This is a genomic window from Snodgrassella sp. W8132 (assembly GCF_016100865.1).
GTDB classification, from domain to species: Bacteria; Pseudomonadota; Gammaproteobacteria; order Burkholderiales; family Neisseriaceae; genus Snodgrassella; species Snodgrassella alvi.
In genome coordinates this window covers 1,412,927-1,428,264 of sequence record NZ_JACFRQ010000001.1, presented here as the reverse complement: position 1 = coordinate 1,428,264, position 15,338 = coordinate 1,412,927, and the positions used below count along the sequence as shown (strand labels likewise).

Annotated in this window: 18 protein-coding genes; 9 read left to right on the top strand and 9 right to left on the bottom strand. The window is 42.0% G+C overall.

Features of this window, described 5'->3' with window-relative positions:
• Positions 1–71: 71 nt before the first annotated feature.
• Together H3U82_RS06345 and H3U82_RS06340 are read left to right on the top strand one after the other, a co-directional pair.
• On the top strand, positions 72–611 hold the full coding sequence (locus H3U82_RS06345) for a C40 family peptidase (protein WP_025330203.1): 540 nt from the start codon (positions 72–74) through the stop codon (positions 609–611).
• Positions 611–826, top strand: a complete 216-nt coding sequence (locus H3U82_RS06340) for a hypothetical protein (RefSeq protein WP_025330204.1) — start codon at positions 611–613, stop codon at positions 824–826. The genes H3U82_RS06345 and H3U82_RS06340 overlap by 1 nt, the downstream gene beginning before the upstream one ends.
• A gap of 217 nt (positions 827–1,043) precedes the next feature.
• Here the strand turns inward: H3U82_RS06340 and H3U82_RS06335 are convergent, their stop codons facing one another.
• The 3 genes from H3U82_RS06335 to H3U82_RS06325 form a co-directional block, all read right to left on the bottom strand.
• Positions 1,044–1,568 (bottom strand): hypothetical protein, encoded by a 525-nt coding sequence (locus H3U82_RS06335; protein WP_084551849.1) that lies wholly within the window; start codon positions 1,566–1,568, stop codon positions 1,044–1,046.
• A 140-nt stretch (positions 1,569–1,708) separates the two neighbouring features.
• Positions 1,709–2,335, bottom strand: a complete 627-nt coding sequence (locus H3U82_RS06330) for a BON domain-containing protein (protein WP_084551848.1) — start codon at positions 2,333–2,335, stop codon at positions 1,709–1,711.
• Positions 2,336–2,365: 30 nt separating this feature from the next.
• A complete protein-coding gene (locus tag H3U82_RS06325; RefSeq protein ID WP_025330207.1) occupies positions 2,366–2,953 on the bottom strand; it encodes an SIS domain-containing protein in 588 nt (195 codons plus the stop codon).
• Between the two features lie 259 nt (positions 2,954–3,212).
• Between H3U82_RS06325 and rsmI the strand changes: the two genes are divergently transcribed.
• The 3 genes from rsmI (at position 3,213) to H3U82_RS06310 (ending at position 5,988) form a co-directional block, all read left to right on the top strand.
• Positions 3,213–4,091, top strand: coding sequence for a 16S rRNA (cytidine(1402)-2'-O)-methyltransferase (gene rsmI, locus H3U82_RS06320; RefSeq protein WP_084551847.1), 879 nt, complete (start codon positions 3,213–3,215; stop codon positions 4,089–4,091).
• Positions 4,092–4,241: 150 nt separating this feature from the next.
• Complete coding sequence (locus tag H3U82_RS06315; RefSeq protein ID WP_078475108.1) at positions 4,242–5,177, top strand: peptidoglycan DD-metalloendopeptidase family protein; 936 nt, start codon at positions 4,242–4,244, stop codon at positions 5,175–5,177.
• A 166-nt stretch (positions 5,178–5,343) separates the two neighbouring features.
• On the top strand, positions 5,344–5,988 hold the full coding sequence (locus H3U82_RS06310) for a hypothetical protein (RefSeq protein WP_198209672.1): 645 nt from the start codon (positions 5,344–5,346) through the stop codon (positions 5,986–5,988).
• A gap of 263 nt (positions 5,989–6,251) precedes the next feature.
• Here the strand turns inward: H3U82_RS06310 and H3U82_RS06305 are convergent, their stop codons facing one another.
• Positions 6,252–6,797 (bottom strand): cysteine hydrolase family protein, encoded by a 546-nt coding sequence (locus H3U82_RS06305; protein WP_174829896.1) that lies wholly within the window; start codon positions 6,795–6,797, stop codon positions 6,252–6,254.
• Between the two features lie 66 nt (positions 6,798–6,863).
• On the opposite strand from H3U82_RS06305, the gene H3U82_RS06300 reads away from it, so the two are divergent.
• Positions 6,864–7,295 carry an Lrp/AsnC family transcriptional regulator gene (locus H3U82_RS06300; RefSeq protein ID WP_171991506.1) on the top strand — a complete coding sequence of 144 codons (432 nt, stop codon included), beginning with the start codon at positions 6,864–6,866 and terminating at the stop codon, positions 7,293–7,295.
• An 18-nt stretch (positions 7,296–7,313) separates the two neighbouring features.
• Here the strand turns inward: H3U82_RS06300 and H3U82_RS06295 are convergent, their stop codons facing one another.
• Together H3U82_RS06295 and H3U82_RS06290 are read right to left on the bottom strand one after the other, a co-directional pair.
• Positions 7,314–7,889, bottom strand: a complete 576-nt coding sequence (locus tag H3U82_RS06295; protein ID WP_232336114.1) for a hypothetical protein — start codon at positions 7,887–7,889, stop codon at positions 7,314–7,316.
• Between the two features lie 201 nt (positions 7,890–8,090).
• On the bottom strand, positions 8,091–8,726 hold the full coding sequence (locus tag H3U82_RS06290; RefSeq protein WP_084565458.1) for a flavin prenyltransferase UbiX: 636 nt from the start codon (positions 8,724–8,726) through the stop codon (positions 8,091–8,093).
• 234 nt (positions 8,727–8,960) lie between these two features.
• Here H3U82_RS06290 and H3U82_RS06285 point away from each other — a divergent pair, with 234 nt between their 5' ends.
• Positions 8,961–9,458 carry a hypothetical protein gene (locus H3U82_RS06285; RefSeq protein ID WP_198209670.1) on the top strand — a complete coding sequence of 166 codons (498 nt, stop codon included), beginning with the start codon at positions 8,961–8,963 and terminating at the stop codon, positions 9,456–9,458.
• Between the two features lie 89 nt (positions 9,459–9,547).
• Here H3U82_RS06285 and H3U82_RS06280 read toward each other — a convergent pair whose 3' ends face one another.
• Complete coding sequence (locus H3U82_RS06280) at positions 9,548–10,711, bottom strand: extracellular solute-binding protein (RefSeq protein WP_038648710.1); 1,164 nt, start codon at positions 10,709–10,711, stop codon at positions 9,548–9,550.
• A 318-nt stretch (positions 10,712–11,029) separates the two neighbouring features.
• On the opposite strand from H3U82_RS06280, the gene alaS reads away from it, so the two are divergent.
• The gene (alaS, locus tag H3U82_RS06275) at positions 11,030–13,657 is read left to right on the top strand and encodes an alanine--tRNA ligase (protein ID WP_198209668.1); all 2,628 of its coding nucleotides are present in this window, start codon (positions 11,030–11,032) and stop codon (positions 13,655–13,657) included.
• A gap of 85 nt (positions 13,658–13,742) precedes the next feature.
• Positions 13,743–14,360, top strand: a complete 618-nt coding sequence (locus tag H3U82_RS06270) for a phospholipid-binding protein MlaC (RefSeq protein WP_025330218.1) — start codon at positions 13,743–13,745, stop codon at positions 14,358–14,360.
• Positions 14,361–14,414: 54 nt separating this feature from the next.
• Here the strand turns inward: H3U82_RS06270 and H3U82_RS06265 are convergent, their stop codons facing one another.
• A complete protein-coding gene (locus H3U82_RS06265; protein WP_084551839.1) occupies positions 14,415–14,666 on the bottom strand; it encodes a GlsB/YeaQ/YmgE family stress response membrane protein in 252 nt (83 codons plus the stop codon).
• Positions 14,667–14,959: 293 nt separating this feature from the next.
• Positions 14,960–15,166 (bottom strand): hypothetical protein, encoded by a 207-nt coding sequence (locus tag H3U82_RS06260; protein WP_025330220.1) that lies wholly within the window; start codon positions 15,164–15,166, stop codon positions 14,960–14,962.
• Between the last annotated feature and the right edge of the window lie 172 nt (positions 15,167–15,338).

The window sequence follows — 15,338 nt, the reverse complement described above, 5'->3', positions numbered from 1 at the left end:
GATGATGTCCCGAACAATTGCTATTTACAGGATAGCAGAATTGTTTGATGAACTGATGGAATAATGTTGGCATGAAGTGGATAAAAACATTAATGAAGACGGCAACGGTATGCTTGTGTGCCAATTTCATTCTGATTTCGCCGGTAATGGCGGCGCCGGATGAAGGTCTGGATAATGCAGCGCTGGAGCGTTTGATTCGTGACAGGACTGCTACACCGGCTGTGCGTACAGGTGATGACGCCAGTGACCTGATTATGAACGCAATGGGACTGCTTGGTGTTGCCTATCATTTTGGCGGAAATTCACCCACAAGCGGACTGGATTGCAGTGGTTTTATGCAATATATCTTTCGGCGCAGTATGGGTGTTACTTTGCCGCGCAGTTCACGGCAGATGGCTACGGTAGGTGAAGCAGTCAGCCGAACCAGTTTGCAGCCGGGGGATCTGGTATTTTTTAGTCCGGGTGGTGGTGGAATTTCCCATGTTGGTATGTATATCGGTAATGGCCGGATGATCCATGCGCCGCGTACGGGTAAGAATATTGAAATTACCAGTATTGAACAGGGTTATTGGTCTCGTGCTTTTGTGACTGCGCGCAGGGTGAAACACTGATGAAACCTTTACCACCGATGCCGAAGTGGGTAGATGATGCGGGTAATGTGGTCTCTTGCACTGAAAAAATTAAGGTGATGCAGCAAAATATGCAGGAGATCTATGAGCTGGCACAGGAAGCTTTTGAAGACGGATTACTGATGGGGTGTCAGGAAAAGCAGTTACGCGCTTATCTGAGCGAACTGATGAACGCAGTGGAGAACCCCTATCAATAATGTATTGATAGTGTGTACTGCTTAAGCACTCATCGAACTTCATCTATCAAAATTCTGAATATTTGGTTATGTATGCTAATTTGTTGCGTACATAGCAATGGTTTACTGCTGCCTTTAAAATGATTAAATACAACTATGAAATTTTGTCAGGGTCACCAGTTGGCCATAAATAACGCCCATCATCAGGATGGGCGTTATTGTTGCTGTGAATATTGGTTTAAAACAGATTATCCAGCGGTTTGCCGTTATTTCCGTTTGCTGCCGGTTTTGGTTTTGTTGTCGGAGCGGTATTAACAGGAGTTTCAGAGTTATTTTCTCTATTAGTGGTAGCGGGTACGTTTATGGGTGTAATAGGCCGAATTTCTTGTGTATTTTCCGGATTGTCTCTGTCTCTGGTATTAGCTCTGCCGGTAGTAACAGGTAGAGCAGGTTCGGAAGCAGTGTCAGGTTCTGTACTCTCTGAAGCAGCTATAGCGGGATTGGGTGAAAATACTGGTGTTGGAACATTACTGCCTGTTACCGGTGCACCGGTCGGAGTCAGTACTTCAAAGCTTGCCTGAGAGGCGAACTCTGTGGTTTCAGAGGTAGAATTCAGAACTTGCCATGCGTGAAAAACAAACCAGACAACAAATATGGCCAGAATCAGAAATAAAGTCAGTAGAATTTTGGTGAATGTACTCAGACCAGTTTTAACCGCTTTTTTTTTGTTTTTTGTTCCCGGTGCGGTAGGTTTAGTGCTCATGACAGGTAATCCTTCAGGGATATTGTTGCGTATAATATCGTTATTATACGCAAAATTTTGTTTACGCTAATCAGATACTGGCAATTTACTGCTTCGATAAGCTTGGTCTATATGGTTGTATCGCAGCAGAATGTCGGTTATCAGGGATTGGTCGGTGTACTCTTCGGAGTATTTTCAAAGGTTTGATACAAAGTAATAACTTTCTGAACACCAGACGTTGTACTGATGGCCGTTGTAGCGGCCTGTTGTTCATCTGGTGTCAGAATACCCATTACATAGGTGACGCCATTATAAGTAACTACTTTGACGTGGTTTGCCGATACGCCTTTGGTATTTAGCAGATTGGAACGTATTTTTGAGGTAACCCAGGTATCATCTGTAACATGACTTAATTTACGATTCTGAGTGGCGATATCAATGTAGTTATAGATTTTTTGTGCCGCAGGCTGGGCACGGGCAACGCGCTCTACCAGATTTTTATCATTTTCACTGGCTACTAAGCCAAGCAGTAATATCTGCCGGTTGTAGCTGATAACGGACAGTGTAGGCTGGAATTTACTTTCCTGTGCCTGACTATTCAGGTATGAGATAGCACCATCATGAATCCGAACTTCCATTATTTTGTCATCTGCCTGTGCGCCAGTAGTACGTCGGTCGATAACTGAAAGCGTACCAACAGTGGCGCCACCTACCAGAACAGCCGGACAGCCGGTCAGGGTAGTGGTCAGGCAAAGTCCCAATGCCAGAGCAGAAAGATATTTTTTCATGAAATACACCTGTAAATTGGTTGTTGCTGGTTATATACCACCTAGCAATAATTGGTCAATCTGTGCGCACAAAGCATGAATAGTTACCTGATGTGCCTCAAGTACACGTAAAGGATGGTCGCCGGGTACATTAAGCCAGAGATCGTCATCGCGCAATAATCCGGCAACTTCACCACCGCTTCCGCCGGTAATCGCCAGCACTCGCATATCACGTTCATGCGCGGTTTTAATCGCACTAACCAGATTGATATTCTGACCATCTGCCGATAGTACACAGAGCATATCATGCTGTTTGCCAAGCGCATGAATTTGCTTGGCAAACATATCGTTAGGACCGCTGTCGGTCAATATACTGAGTACAGAAGGATTATTGCACAGTGATAAGGCAGCCAGTGCCATGCGTTCCTGTTGTAATCGGGTCACCATATAGGCGGCAAGCGTGTTTGCTAGTGATGCATATGCACCATTACCGGCAATAAGCAGCTTGCCATCACTCATCAAGGCCATCAGTATTCCCTGAGCAACTTCGGCAATTGGTTCAGCCAGTAAGTCTGCACACTCGTTCAGAAGCTGGGCACTATCGGCAAAATGTTGATGGACGGAGATGGATTCTGTCATATAAATTAATTTGTTAATTAAGGCGGGAGCAGGCAATATGCTTGGTATTTACAATGTATTACGCGTAAATACCCCTGTGCAGGTTTCAGGCTGCGTGACTTCTGAAACGGCACTATTATACGGTTTATAACCCGTGTAATTGTTAACCGTAAACTCTGAAACATTATCACTACATGGTATAGTAACAGTTTCAGGCTTATGTGCTGAGTTTTCAGTTTAATGCCTGATGCTAAAGTTTAATCAGATTACGGATTTATAAATGCAAGCCCATTACCAGAAAGCTGTTGCCAGCATTGTACCGCAAACCCTTTATGTAGTGGCTACTCCGATTGGTAATCTGGCAGATCTGAGTTTTCATGCATTGGCAGTATTATCCCGGGCAGATTTAATTTGTGCAGAAGATACACGCGTAACACAGCAATTACTGCGTGCATACGGTGTTTCTGCACGATTGATCAGTGTGCGTGAACAGAACGAACAAAGTATGGCAGAACGCGTTATTGCTGCTCTGGCTGCCGGTCAGGTAGTGGCGCAGGTTTCTGATGCCGGTACGCCGGCAGTGTGTGATCCCGGGGCACGGCTGGTAACGCGGGTACGTGCAGCTGGTTATCAGGTAGTGCCGGTAGCCGGCCCGAGTGCGGTGATGACAGCTTTGAGTGTTGCGGGAGTTACTCAGTCAGATTTTTATTTTGCGGGATTTTTACCGGCAAAAAGTGGTGAACGTCATCAAAAGCTACAGTTATGGAAAGAAGTATCTTATCCGGTAGTTATGTTTGAAACGCCTCACAGAATTACAGATACACTGGCACAAATGGTTTTACTTTATCCGCAACGTACTCTGATGCTGGCACGTGAAATCAGTAAAACCCATGAAACCTATCTATGCGGCACAGTTTCTGAAATTCAGTCGATTGTGCAGGCAGATGCTAATCAGAAACGTGGCGAGATGGTACTGATACTTCATCCGGCACCAGTAGAAAAAAATACCGAGCTGTCTGCTGAAGCTATTAATATTATGCAGATTTTAGTGCAGGAACTGCCAACCAAGCAGGCTGCCGTACTGGCTGCGCAGATTAGTGGTGAAAACAGAAAAGCTTTATATGATTGGGTAATTAATGCTAAAAAGTTATCAGAATAAACACAATCATTAGGACATGTTAAAATAATTTATGCCCGATGCTATTTTACACAATGCTGGTCATTGTTTATGATACTGTCTGAATTGGCTATTGCCGCCGCTGTTGCGCTGGCACCCCCTGAATATTGCAATGATTTAAGGTAAACCGTTATGTTGAAAAAAAGTGTGAATCGTTCCGGCTGGTGCTTGCTGGTACTGGCATTAAGTGCCTGTACTCTTTTCAAACAGCCGGCAGCGCCGACAGAAACGGGCAGCAGTGATGCCACTACAGGTACTGCTGCTACCACTGCCGACAATCCATATGGTGCTGCTCCTTATACGCCACCGGCAAATACAGCTCCGGCTTATACACCTGCCGCTGCAGGTACTTCTACTGGTTATGTGGGCAATTACTCTCCGGTTGATATTAATGCAGCAACGCATACGGTACAGCGCGGAGATACGGTATATAACATTTCCAAACGTTATCAGATTACTCAGGATAATCTGCGTTCATGGAATAATATAATAGAGAATGAAATTAAGGTGGGGCAGGTTCTGCGCGTGAAGCCAGCCGGCTATGTGGCGCCGGCTGGTAGTACAAACACAACTACTACTGTGACTGCTCCTGTACAAACAGCAAATGTCACTACCACCACCAGTACAACCACGACAACTACACCAACCAGTACAAGTACTGTATCAACCAGTAAAACAGTGAGTGTTGGAGGCGTCCGCAATGTAAGCGGAATTGAATGGCAGCGTCCGACCGCCGGTAATATTCTGCAGAGTTATGGCGGCAGCAGTAAAGGTATTGATTATGGTGGTAATGCCGGGCAGCCTATTCTGGCAGCTGCTTCTGGTAAAGTAGTGTATGCCGGTAATGGTTTGCGTGGCTATGGTAATCTGATTATCGTACAGCATAATCAGACATATCTGACCGCCTATGGTAACAACCAGAATATTCTGGTAAAAGAAGGTCAGCAGGTCAAACGTGGCCAGCAGATTGCTACTATGGGTAATACTGATGCTAAACGCACTCAGCTGCATTTTGAATTGCGTGAAAATGGTCAGCCACAGGATCCCAGCCGTTTTCTGCCAATGTGAGTATCAGTCGGCTAACTGATTGTATTAGTTATTAATAATAGCACTTATTATTAGGATAAATAAATTCCGAAAACAAGTGCTATTTATATATTTTAATACTGTTTTAAATAATATTAATTTACATAATTAAAATAAATTCAATTTAATAATTAGTAAGGGGTGAATTATGAAAAAACAGATTATCTTTTTGTTTTTAATGCTGCCTTTGTTATGTTGTGCTTATCCTGTTTACCCCCAAAAAGCAGAATCATTGCAATCCTTTGAAATAGGAGACTTTATAAAATTATTTATGCAAATCCCTACAAATGAAAACAAAGATTTTATTGCATGGGATACATTTGTTAATAATGAAAATTTTATTTGGGAAACCGATGGGGTTGATAGTTTAGAATCAGATGATGGTTTAGTTTCCTATTATCGAAATGCAATGGTACGAATTAATGTTAATGGTCTTGCTCCTCTGAGATTAAAGCAAAATTGGACAGAAATGCCTTGGTCGGTAGGGTATTCAACAACTTCTAATCCAAATTTGGGTGCTCAAGTGGTAAGTATTGATAATGAATGCTTTAGTTATTACACTACAAATAATTGTATACTTCCGCCATTTAAGTCGTTAAAAAGAGTGAATATAAATTATAAAAAGATATGCAAAATTGAAAGAGGAAACGGATTTGAGACTGTAGGGTATGAACTAAGTTCTAAAGGTTTAAGAACAATATATTTATTATATGAACAAGATGGCGGGACCGGAGGTTCTTATGAAACTTATCATTTATATTTTAGCAAGCCAGAGAAACTTTGTGAATTTTAGTGAAATTTGAACAAATAAATTATTGATAATCTATATTTTTCTTATATTTAATTATTTTTTTGGGCATAATTTTTCTTTTTCAAATAATTTATATAACTCTAATTTAGAGATAATTTAGAAATATTTGTCATCTTTAGTCAATAATACAAATAAATACACCTGTTTATTCTTTTTGCTAATAAGGTTAACAGGCGTATTTCTAAAAATTTATGTAAGCTGCTGACTGAATTGCGATTCAAGTAAAATTTATACTATTAAAAGTATTAACTGAGGAACTGTTCAGCAGATTGTACAGTAGCAAGATAATTCAATGCGGCTAAAAAACTGTTTTGCACATTTGTTGCACTAATGATGTTGCTATTGAACTCCAGATTCAGTGTTGCGCATGCATCTGCAATAACAATTGGTTGATAACCGAATTCAACTGCCTGACGAGTGGTAGAGTCAACACACATGTGTGTCATCATGCCACAGATAACTAGCTGATCTGTCTTCTGTTGTTGAAGGTGCTCATGCAGGGTTGTTTGTAAGAAGCTATTGGGATAGCTTTTATGAATTATAAATTCATTCGTGTCCGCAATCGGCAGTAATTGATGGTGTAATTCTACACCATGGCTGTCAGGCTGAAAAAAAGTAGCTCCTGGGTTACTATTAATATGCTGGATGTAATACACCGGCAGCTGCTGATTGCGGAAATACTCACGAACCTTCAATATTTTTTTCAGTGCCAGTTGTGGCTGGTACAGTTCCATTTTACCTTCTGAAAAATAATCATTTTGTACATCAATTATAATGAGTGCTTGTTTCATTAGTTATATCCTGTTGGTTTTAATAATTTAATTATGCGCCTTATCTGTTTTCGACAGAATAGGCTGATGAAAAAGATATACTCTATTTATTTTCAGGATGAAACTATGGATAAAAAAGACAGAGCAATTCTGGATTTATTAAAAAATAATAGTCGTTTGTCGTGGAAAGAGATTGGTGAGAAAGTATTTCTTAGCGGACAGGCAGTGGGGCTAAGGGTACAGAACCTGCTTGAGACCGGCGTGATAGAACGTTTTACACTGACTGAAAACTTGATATCGGAACAATTTATTTTTATTTATATGAATAACAGTCGGTTTGCTGAATTCGAGCATTTGGTGAGTACCTTTGCTGAGGTACAGGCTCTGTATAAAATTACGGGTGATGGTTGCTATTATATTCATGCAAATTTTACTGCCGAGCAGCTGGAACCGTTTTTACAGCAGATAACAGTTTATGCACGTTATAAAGTAAGCCATAAATTACGCAGACTGATTTAATCTGATATCTGCGTAAACTTATTGAGTAAGACATGCGGCCATAATAGTATGTTCTTTCAGACATAGATTGTGAGCAAAATATAAACTATTTTCTACCAGCCCCAGATCTTCTTCGCACTGAGTTTCAGTTTCAATAATCAGCATTTGTTCCGGCCGTCCGGCATGCAGGCTCATGCGCATTTGTGCGGGAGTAAACGGCAGATTATGCTTTTGGGCGAAGCTGCGTGCACGGCTGTTTGCTGTTTTCAGCATGGGTATCAGGGTAATATCCAGATGAAAAATTCTTACACCCATTACCAGAATACGTGCGGCAAACCAGTCTGCCTCATCACTGATAATATCAGGAGTAGGTTGTTCAAAGCCCAGACGCTGTGCAGCAATTAACATTGCTATCAGGCGCAGCTGAGGAATCAGAGCTTCACTAAGCATAAATGCAGTCTGGAATTGTGGCTGTAGCTGGCATAGGTCAGAGCGGTGCTGATTGCCGTCAACAATCATGTACCACCGTTGAAGCTGAGCCACAGGTAATTCTGATTGCCGTATCTGATTTAGCGGTAATGCGGACATTTTATTCTCCAGTAGTTGTCGATTCATTTGTAATGCCTTTCTGTATGAGGCGTTTGTAGCAACAAAAAACCGCCTCGGTTTGGCCGGGCGGTTCACTTTTTTATTTTGCTTATTAGATATTATATAAACGCAAAAAAGCACCGCACCGAGGTGTGGTACCAATAATAAGCAAAAGAGAAAGTGGTTGCGTTTTTCATCATTAAACCTTAAACCTTATTGAAACATGTGTCAAGAATTATTTTTTTCACCCCAGCGTGTAATCAACTGATGAGGTATATGCAACTGGTCCAAAATACGTCCTACTACAAAATCCACCATATCCTGAATAGTTTGAGGGTGCTGATAAAAACCGGATACTGGGGGCAGAATGCATACACCCAAACGTGACAGTTTAAGCAGATTTTCCAAATGAATGGCTGATAAAGGCGTTTCCCGCGGTACGATGATTAGCGGACGATTTTCTTTAATCGATACATCAGCTGCCCGTTCAAGTAAATGGTCGGAAGTGCCGGCTGCAATGGCAGCAACACAACCCATGCTGGCCGGACAGATAATCATTGCATCAGCGGGATTGGAACCGGAGGCCGGAGGTGCAAACCATTCATCGCGGCCAAATACAGTAAGCATGGATGAGTCTACGCCGTATTCTGCACACAATGCGGCATTACACTGTTTAGCATTTGCAGGTAAATGCCAGTTGATTTCCTGTTGTGCGACTATCTGGGCAGCCTGTGAATACAGTAACCAGACCCTTATATCAGCCTGTAACAGGCAGCCCAGCAGACGTTTGGCATAAGGCATACCCGATGCTCCGGTAAGAGCCAGTGTAACGGTTTTGACAGAATGAGCAGAGGGAAAAATCATAATAAAACTAGTGTATATTCAAATATGCCTGTTATTATAGCTATTTTGTTTTCAATATAACATTTGGCATATGACAGCTATATTCAGATGAAAACCATTATTAGCCAGTTGAAGTTTTATTTTCTGTAATTGTGATTAATTAATCAAGCTCTGCGGAAAATGGCAGGCTGGCAAAAAACTTAAATTTCTGAATAACTAAATACAAATATTAATACTGATCATGGAATGATAAGCATGTTGTGGAAAAAAATATTATGGTGGCCCTGTTTTTGTGTCAGTATTCTGGCCGGCTGTGCTCAGGTTCCTCCTCCTGTTGCTGAAGAGCGTGAATGTGATTCGAGAGCGATGGCAATGGCTTTATTGCAATCTAATCAGCCTTATGGTACCAATAATGTTCGCTGTGCGGTATCGTCAAAAAACTTACCTGTAATGAAACCTGAACGTTCCGCACCACCTGAAGTCAGCCTGCGTATTGAACGGCCGGTGACAGAAGTGAGTAAGTGTCTGCATGAAAAATTTCAGTCACGGTTTAAACTGCCGCAGGAATTTTACAAAATCAGCTCCTATCCTAATGGCACTCAGACACTGGCACTGGTCAATCCTTTCACACAGACAGAAGGTTTACAGATAGACGTAGTTAAAGCAGGTATGTCACAAAGTATAGTGAATCTATATTCTAATGGTATGACTTTGTCGCAAGCGTGGAAAAAATTTCCTGAGCTGTGCCGCTAAATGGCATCAGTTTTGATTTGCATAAAGTAGAATGTATCAAGCCCCTCTCAAAGGAGGGGCTTTTGCAAACATGGGATTTAGTCGGAAATTTATTTTCCTGCTTTAAGATTTTGCCATAATCGCAATTCGTATTTCAGAGTATCCGATTTTGCCGGTAATACCAGATAACTGTTAGCCAGAACTTCATCTGACGGAAAAATACTGTTATCTTCGCGATATTCTTTTTTTATCAGTTCTTTTGCCGGCATGCTTGAAGGCGCGTAACTAACATAATTGGCGTTTCTGGCCGCTATTTGCGGTTCCAGTATCCAGTTCAGGTAGCGATAGGCATTTTTGAGGTTGGTTGCATCTTTCGGGATAGTTAATGTATCTATCCAGAGAGAAACTCCCTGAGTCGGAACCAGTACCACGATATCTTTTTTACCGGTTGCATCCAGCCGGCGTCGTTTGGCAATGTTTAAATCACCGCCAAAACCAATGGCTACACAAACATCGCCGCGTGCCAGATCGTCGATATAACCAGAAGACGAATAACGCAATACATTGCTTCGGTTCGCTTTGATAATATTAGCTGCAATATCTATATCATCTTTGCTTTGGCTGTTCGGATCTTTGCCGGCATAATGCAACGCCAGCGGAATCATCTCTACCGGACTATCCATGTAACTGATGCCACAGTTTTTCAGTTTGTCGGTATACTCAGGATTAAACACCAAATCCCAGCTATTATGCGGCATTGGTGTAGCACCGAGTGCGGCATTCACTTTTTCAATATTGATTGCAATGGTATTCATACCCCAGTAGTTGGGTACCGCATACTGATTATCCGGATCTACGTCTTTTAATAAGTCCAGTAATTTCGGGTTAATGTATTTCCAGTTAGGCAACTGATTTTTGTCTAGTGGCTGGTATGCTCCGGCTTTAATCTGGCGTCCGACAAATGAGTTGGACGGCCCGACAATATCATAGCCGGACTGTCCGGTCAGAATTTTGCTTTCTAGTGTTTCGTCACTGTCATAAAAATTGTAAGTGACTTTAATGCCATATTTTTTTTCAAATTCACCAATGGTTTTCGGGTCAACATAGTCTGACCAGTTAAATATTTTAAGTGTCTTGGTGTCGCTCAAACTACCAGGTTTGCTGGCCGCTACAGCAGAAGCCGGTTGAGGACCGGCATTGTCGTGTGAACCGCTGCATGCAGTCAGAATACATAAAATCAAACCGGATAAACCCAGACAGGCTGTGTTTTTCATGTCCGTCCTTTTCAAAGATGTGCCAAGGCTGGCTGGCATGGTTATGTGTTAACCACCTTTGTAACTTCAATCTGTTCGTATGGGGGTAACTATACCGCATAAGGCATTAGTGTTGTCGGAATTGTCATTTTGGCATGGATTTTCGTCTGTTCAGGTAGGCTTATGCGTAAAACTGCGGTAAGATAAGCGGATGATTTTAACAAGGGTGATGGTTGAGGTGGACTAACCAGTGTCCTGTTTTTATATCTATGTTCAGGCAGTCTGTGTTTTATACAGACTGCCTGAATACGATTAATCACCCGTCTTATTGAAACTACCATGAAAACAGCAGAATTACGTTCTAAATTTCTTCAATTTTTTGCAAGTAAGGGTCATCAGGTTGTACCTTCATCTTCACTTGTACCTCCGCAGGATGATAAAACCCTGTTGTTTACCAATGCGGGTATGAATCAGTTTAAAGATGTGTTTCTGGGTTTTGACAAGCGCCCGTACAGCCGTGCGACAACTGCACAAAAATGTGTGCGTGCCGGTGGTAAACACAATGATCTGGAAAACGTTGGTTATACCGCGCGCCATCATACATTTTTCGAAATGCTGGGCAATTTCAGCTTTGGCGATTATTTTAAGCGTGATGCCCTGCATTTTGCCTGGGAATTTCTCACCAGTAAGGACTGGCTGAACCTGCCACCGGAAAAACTGCTGGCAACTGTATATGCAGATGATGATGAAGCTTATGATATCTGGTTAAATGAGATTGGTCTGCCACCGGAAAAAATTATCCGTATAGGTGACAATAAAGGCGCACGTTATGCTTCTGATAATTTCTGGCAAATGGGCGATACTGGTCCGTGCGGTCCTTGTTCGGAAATTTTTTATGATCATGGCGAACATATCTGGGGCGGGCCTCCGGGCAGTGCCGAAGAAGATGGTGACCGTTTTATAGAAATCTGGAACTGTGTATTCATGCAGTATAACCGGGATGAAAACGGTAACATGAATCCGCTTCCTAAGCCGTCAGTTGATACAGGGATGGGACTGGAGCGGGTGTCGGCGGTATTGCAGCATGTACACAGTAATTATGAAATCGATCTGTTTGTCAATTTGCTGCATGCTGTAGCCCGTGTTGTAGGCATTCCCTATAGTCAGGATGTACCGAGTCTGAAAGTCATTGCCGACCATATCCGCTCTTGTGCGTTTTTAATTGCTGATGGTGTATTACCCAGCAATGAGGGGCGTGGCTATGTATTGCGGCGTATTATCCGCCGGGCTGTACGCCATGGTTATAAACTGGGTTGTAAACAGGCATTTTTCCATTTGCTGGTAACGGATCTGGTGCAGGAAATGGGCTCTGCCTATCCTGAGCTGGTTGAAAAACAGACACAAATCTGTGATGTACTGAAACAGGAAGAAAGCCGTTTTGCACAAACACTGGAAACCGGAATGACTCTGCTGGAAAGTGCCTTGCAGGATGGCGGACAGACACTGGCTGGTGAGGTAATTTTCAAACTGTATGATACTTATGGCTTTCCATATGATTTAACCGCTGATATTGCGCGTGAGCGTAATATCAGTCTGGATGAAGAAGGGTTTGAGCGTGAAATGGCTGCTCAGCGTGCCCGTGCCCGTGCAGCGCAGAATTTTAAAGCCAATACTCAGCTTACCTATGAAGGTGCTGACACAGAATTTACCGGCTATCAGCAACGCCAGAATGAAAGCAAAGTTCTGGCTTTGTATCAGGATGGTGAAGCTGTTGAGCAGTTAAATGCCGGTGAATCAGGTGTGGTCGTGATTGACTTCACACCGTTTTATGCAGAATCTGGTGGTCAGACTGGTGATACTGGTTATATTTTTGCCGGTGAAAACCGCTTTCAGGTAGAAGATACGCAAAAAATCAAAGCTAAAGTATTTGGTCAGTTTGGCGAAATGCTATCCGGCAGTCTGAAAGTGGGTGATGCTGTTACTGCTCAGGTAGACAGTGTACTGCGCGAAGCCAGTATGCGTAATCACAGTGCCACTCATCTGATGCATCGCGCCTTGCGTGAGGTATTGGGTACACATGTTGAGCAGAAAGGTTCTCTGGTTAATGCTGAGCGCACCCGCTTTGACTTTTCACATCCACAGCCGGTTACCGCTGCACAACTGACCGAAGTTGAACGTCGGGTAAATCAGGCGATTGTGGCCAATGTTCCTGTATGTGCACAGAATATGAGCTTTGATGAAGCCATCGCTGCCGGTGCAATGGCGCTGTTCGGAGAAAAATACGGTGACGAGGTACGTGTACTGAGCATGGGCGAATTTTCTACCGAATTATGCGGCGGTACCCATGTTGCACGGACTGGAGATATTGGTCTTTTCAAAATTATTTCTGAAAGTGGTATTGCTGCCGGAGTACGGCGTATTGAAGCTGTGACCGGATTGAATGCTTTACAATTTGTTCAGCAGCAGGAAGAGTTGCTTAAGGCTGCGGTTGCCGAAGTAAAAGCACAGACTGCTGAAGATTTGCTGCCTAAACTTCAGGCAATACATACTCAGACCAAACAGTTGGAAAAGGCATTAACTGAAGCCAGAAGTGAACTGGCCAGACAGGCAGGTACCGCTTTGCTGGCTCAGGCCAGAACTATTGGTACAGCTCGTCTGGTGCTGGGACAAATTGAGGCAGAAAGCAGTGCTCTGAGAGATATTGCTGCTGATTTAATTGCACAGGGTGATAATATTATCGTTCTGCTGGCAGCAGTAAATGATGGTAAAATTGCCATCATAGCAGGAGTATCAAAAGCATTAACTAAAACAATCAAGGCTGGTGAGCTGGTTAATTATGTTGCCGGTCAGGTTGGTGGTAAGGGTGGCGGTCGTCCCGAACTGGCACAAGCCGGCGGGCAGGATATAGCTGCATTAGAACCGGCGCTCGCCAGTGTAACTGACTGGTTAGCTTCCAAATTAGGATAAAGACTTAGTAAATGAAAACAGCAAGCGGTTTATGAATGATAAAAAAACATAAGCCGTTTTTTTTGCTTATTCACAGGAGAATACAATGCAGAGGTATGTAAAAGCTTGTTTGGCAGGCTGGATGCTCATGGTTGCAGTATGTTCGTTCGCTGCAACGCAGGAACAGCTGGCACAACAACAGTTACAGCAAAATGTGGATATGGTGTTATCAGTGGCTCGTGACAAAAGCCTGAATGAACAACAGCGTATTAGTCAGATAGAACGTTATGCAGATCAGTATCTGGATTATGAGCGTATTTCAGCTTTGGCTGTAGGTATGCAATGGCGACAGTTTACTGCACAGCAAAGACAGGATTTCAGTGCGGCCTTTAAGAATATGATTGTGCGCATTTATGCACATTCAGCATTGATGGGTGCCAGTAATGCATCTGTGAAGGTTATACCTAAAGTAGTGAATCAGGGTAATAACCGGCTGGAAACATTTACCGAAATTGTTAGTGCCGGTAATAAGCACTACACCGTGGGTTATCAGATGTATTATGCTAATGGTGTGTTTAAAATTTATAATTTCCGGGTCAATGGTACCAGTCTGGTAACTGTATACCGCAGTCAGTTTGATCAATTGATTCAGAAACAGGGTATTGATGCAACTATTGCTCAGTTACGTGATAAAGGTTTGGGTAAAGTGCAGATCAATAAATAATACATTTATTTGAACAAAAAAACGGTGATGGATTAAATATCCATCACCGTTTCGTTATATCTGTCTGTTTTTAATTTTGCCGTAAATAAACAGAATAATGCAGGCAAAAATAATCGAAGCTATTAAACCGGCTTTTTCACCTGCATGGTACCAGCCAAATGCCTGACCAACATATCCGGCCAGTAATGAGCCGCCGATACCAAGTAAAGTGGTGACCACTAACCCAAGTTGCTGTTTGCCCGGATAGATTAGTTTGGCAATTAAACCAATGATAAAGCCAACTATAATTGTCCAGAGTAACCCCATGATGTTGTACTCCTGAGAATAAGGAAGCTTTATCTTAATCCTGTGGCTATAATAAAAGTTGAGTTATTAAGTAAAATCAATATTAATTATGATTTTTTAAATAAATATATGTAATCAATAAGTTATATTTTAAAGATAAACACAAGAACAGCTGACAGAAGATTTAAGCAGCGTGAAAGAGAAAGTGTAAGATAATTCTTAGTTTAATCTCTAAGAGAATAGTATTTGCATAAAAATAGATAAGTTAAAAAAAAGCATAACAATAAGTTATGCTTTTTTTTATTGCCAGACTGTTAGTGATTACCAGCATAGGTATTAACAGTACGGAAAGGAGTATTTTCTGGTGTAGAGTCAGAAACATGAGTGTTTTGACCATTTTGAGCAGTAGATTCGCTGAAATGACGAACATCAGTATCATCGTTGTTACTATTAGCCATAGCGAAACCTGCAGTCATAGCTAAAGAAGCAGCCAGTAAAGCGGAAGAAACTAATTTTTTCATTTTTGTTTCCTTTCAAAATGAATTATCAAAATATTTTAAATTTAAACGCCAAATTGTTATTTTTGCTTTTGCAATATGGTTATATTAATACTTTATTAGTATTTTGATAATACCTGATTAGTTAAAGATGAATTTCTTATTGAGAAACTCAATGGCGATGTTTAATGTCAAT

Excerpts from the sequence above, each read along its gene's own strand:
- H3U82_RS06345 (WP_025330203.1), top strand. The coding sequence starts at position 72 with ATGAAGTGGATAAAAACATTAATGAAGACGGCAACGGTATGCTTGTGT.
- H3U82_RS06340 (WP_025330204.1), top strand. The coding sequence starts at position 611 with ATGAAACCTTTACCACCGATGCCGAAGTGGGTAGATGATGCGGGTAAT.
- H3U82_RS06335 (WP_084551849.1), bottom strand. The coding sequence starts at position 1,568 with ATGAGCACTAAACCTACCGCACCGGGAACAAAAAACAAAAAAAAAGCG.
- H3U82_RS06330 (WP_084551848.1), bottom strand. The coding sequence starts at position 2,335 with ATGAAAAAATATCTTTCTGCTCTGGCATTGGGACTTTGCCTGACCACT.
- H3U82_RS06325 (WP_025330207.1), bottom strand. The coding sequence starts at position 2,953 with ATGACAGAATCCATCTCCGTCCATCAACATTTTGCCGATAGTGCCCAG.
- rsmI (WP_084551847.1), top strand. The coding sequence starts at position 3,213 with ATGCAAGCCCATTACCAGAAAGCTGTTGCCAGCATTGTACCGCAAACC.
- H3U82_RS06315 (WP_078475108.1), top strand. The coding sequence starts at position 4,242 with ATGTTGAAAAAAAGTGTGAATCGTTCCGGCTGGTGCTTGCTGGTACTG.
- H3U82_RS06310 (WP_198209672.1), top strand. The coding sequence starts at position 5,344 with ATGAAAAAACAGATTATCTTTTTGTTTTTAATGCTGCCTTTGTTATGT.
- H3U82_RS06305 (WP_174829896.1), bottom strand. The coding sequence starts at position 6,797 with ATGAAACAAGCACTCATTATAATTGATGTACAAAATGATTATTTTTCA.
- H3U82_RS06300 (WP_171991506.1), top strand. The coding sequence starts at position 6,864 with ATGAAAAAGATATACTCTATTTATTTTCAGGATGAAACTATGGATAAA.
- H3U82_RS06295 (WP_232336114.1), bottom strand. The coding sequence starts at position 7,889 with ATGAATCGACAACTACTGGAGAATAAAATGTCCGCATTACCGCTAAAT.
- H3U82_RS06290 (WP_084565458.1), bottom strand. The coding sequence starts at position 8,726 with ATGATTTTTCCCTCTGCTCATTCTGTCAAAACCGTTACACTGGCTCTT.
- H3U82_RS06285 (WP_198209670.1), top strand. The coding sequence starts at position 8,961 with ATGTTGTGGAAAAAAATATTATGGTGGCCCTGTTTTTGTGTCAGTATT.
- H3U82_RS06280 (WP_038648710.1), bottom strand. The coding sequence starts at position 10,711 with ATGAAAAACACAGCCTGTCTGGGTTTATCCGGTTTGATTTTATGTATT.
- alaS (WP_198209668.1), top strand. The coding sequence starts at position 11,030 with ATGAAAACAGCAGAATTACGTTCTAAATTTCTTCAATTTTTTGCAAGT.
- H3U82_RS06270 (WP_025330218.1), top strand. The coding sequence starts at position 13,743 with ATGCAGAGGTATGTAAAAGCTTGTTTGGCAGGCTGGATGCTCATGGTT.
- H3U82_RS06265 (WP_084551839.1), bottom strand. The coding sequence starts at position 14,666 with ATGGGGTTACTCTGGACAATTATAGTTGGCTTTATCATTGGTTTAATT.
- H3U82_RS06260 (WP_025330220.1), bottom strand. The coding sequence starts at position 15,166 with ATGAAAAAATTAGTTTCTTCCGCTTTACTGGCTGCTTCTTTAGCTATG.